This is a genomic window from Micromonospora sp., from assembly GCF_048594385.1.
Taxonomy (GTDB): Bacteria; Actinomycetota; Actinomycetes; order Mycobacteriales; family Micromonosporaceae; genus Micromonospora; species Micromonospora wenchangensis.
In genome coordinates this window covers 1-2,002 of the sequence record NZ_JBMDWU010000043.1, presented here as the reverse complement: position 1 = coordinate 2,002, position 2,002 = coordinate 1, and the positions used below count along the sequence as shown (strand labels likewise).

Below are 2,002 nucleotides of genomic sequence, written 5' to 3'. Positions count from 1 at the left end.
CAGGGCGGCGCAGAGCGCGTCCGGGTCGTCCCCGCCGGCCGGGGTGACCGTGAGGTCGAGCAGCGCGTCCCCGGCCAGGCCCCGGACCAGGGCGGTCGGGGTGTCCAGGGTGAGCAGCCGGCCGTGGTCGACGATGCCGACCCGGTCGACCACCCGGGCCGCCTCGTTCATCGCGTGGGTGGTCAGCACGATCGCCACCCCCCGCTCGCGGAGTTGCCGCAGTTGCCCCCAGATCAGCAGCCGGGTCTGCGGGTCGAGGGCGTTGGTCGGCTCGTCGAGGAAGAGCACCGCCGGCTCGTGGGTCAGCGCCCGGGCGATCATCAACCGCTGCGCCATGCCGCCCGAGTACGCCTCGATCCGCCGGTCGGCCCGCTCGGTGAGGCCGAACCGCTCCAGCAGCTCCGCCGCGCGGGCGTGCGCCTCCCGTCGCCGTACCCCGTGGTAGGTGGCGTGGTAGACGAGGTTCTGCCGGGGGGTGAGCGCCCGGTCCAGGTTGTTGTGCTGGGGCACCACGGCCAGGTGGGCACGGGCGGCGGCCGGGTCCCGGCCCACGTCGACCCCGCAGACCACGGCCCGGCCCCCGGTGGCCCGCAACCGGGTGGTCAGGATGCCGACGGTGGTGGACTTGCCGGCCCCGTTCGGCCCGAACAGCCCGAAGATCTCGCCCGGCGTGACCGTGAACGACAGCCCGTCGACCGCGTTGGTGTCGGTGCGGGGGTAGCGCTTGACGAGGTTGTCGACCTCGACCACGGCCGGCCCGTCTCTGCTGGGCATCTCAACTCCTGTCCTGAGGGGGTGCGGGTGCCGACGGGGCCGGCGGCGGTGCCGTCAGCCGCCGGAGGGCTGGGGGTGCGCGGCGAAGAACCGCCAGATGGTGTCGGTGGCGTTCAGCGCGGTGGAGGGGGGATCGAGGTTGAGCAGCTTCTCCGCCCGGGGCGGGTTGGGTCGGCCGCCGGGCCACTGGTGGCCCGCGCCGGCGACGGTGATCAGCTCGACGGCGCGGCCCTGGGGGCAGCTCGCGGTGGACCGGGTGACCGGCCCGTCGGTGGTGACCTTCGGTGCGCCGCAGGAGTCGATGCTGCGCCAGCGGGCGGCCAGCTCGGGGGTGGGCGGGCCGTCGATCTTCACCGGGTTGCGTCCGGTACCGCCGTTGTCCCGCCGGCCGGGCCCGCCGCCGTACGGCATGGTCTGGTCCTGCTGGCCGTGGATGTGCAGCACCGACACCGGTTTCGGGTCGGCGCACTGCCCGGTGAGGGTGCTCGCCACCGCGCCGATCGCGGCGAAGGTCGTGGTGTCGCAGACCAGCTTGTACGCCAGCAGCCCGCCGTTGGAGATCCCGGTGACGTACCGGCGGGCCGGGTCGACAGGCAGTTCCCGGCCGACCGTGGCGACCAGCTCGGTGATGAACGCGACGTCGTCGACGCCGTCGCGGGCGGGTGCCCCGCAGCACTGTGGACCGACGGCCCAGGCCCGGTTCAGCCCGTCCGGGAACAGCACCAGGAACCCGTCCCGGTCGGCCTGGCCGGTCCAGCCGTACGCCTGCTCGGCCTGCTCGCCGGTGCCGGCCGCGCCGTGCAGCATCACCACCAGCGGGACCGGCCCGCTCAGGTCGGCCGAGGCCGGCCGGTAGAGCCGGTAGCTGCGTTCCCGCCCGTCCACGGTGAGGGTGTGCGTGGAGCTGCCGACGGGCGTGTCCGCCGCCGGCCGGGTCGCGCCGGACGGCGCGTCGGCCGTCGGGCCGGTGGGGGAGTCGGCCCGGTCGCGGCGGGGACTGCATCCCGCCGGGGCGGTCAGGGCGAGCAGCAGTGCGAGCGTTCCCGCGATCCGGGCGGTGGACCGGCCGGTGCGACGCCGCCCGACTTCAGGGCGAAAAACGGTAAAAGGCATCATATCAATACTTTCGCCCGGGAATGTTCGAGCAACGTCAGGGACGCGCCAGGATTCGGCAAGGGGGACGCGGCACCGCCCGCGCCGGTACGGGGCCGGGGCCGCCGGCCCGGCG

2 protein-coding genes are annotated in these 2,002 nt (G+C 74.9%); both read right to left on the bottom strand.

Translation table 11 applies throughout. From position 1 onward, the window contains the following. On the bottom strand, window positions 1-774 hold a 774-nt coding region (locus tag ACOJTC_RS01775; protein WP_420115482.1), incomplete at its 3' end, for an ABC transporter ATP-binding protein. A 54-nt stretch (window positions 775-828) separates the two neighbouring features. After that, entirely contained in the window at window positions 829-1,890 is a 1,062-nt protein-coding gene (locus tag ACOJTC_RS01770) for an alpha/beta hydrolase family esterase (protein ID WP_204923170.1), read from the bottom strand. Window positions 1,891-2,002 lie beyond the last annotated feature (112 nt).

Bases quoted from the DNA above. Each gene is read 5' to 3' on its own strand.
- ACOJTC_RS01770 (WP_204923170.1), bottom strand. From the start codon at position 1,890: ATGATGCCTTTTACCGTTTTTCGCCCTGAAGTCGGGCGGCGTCGCACC.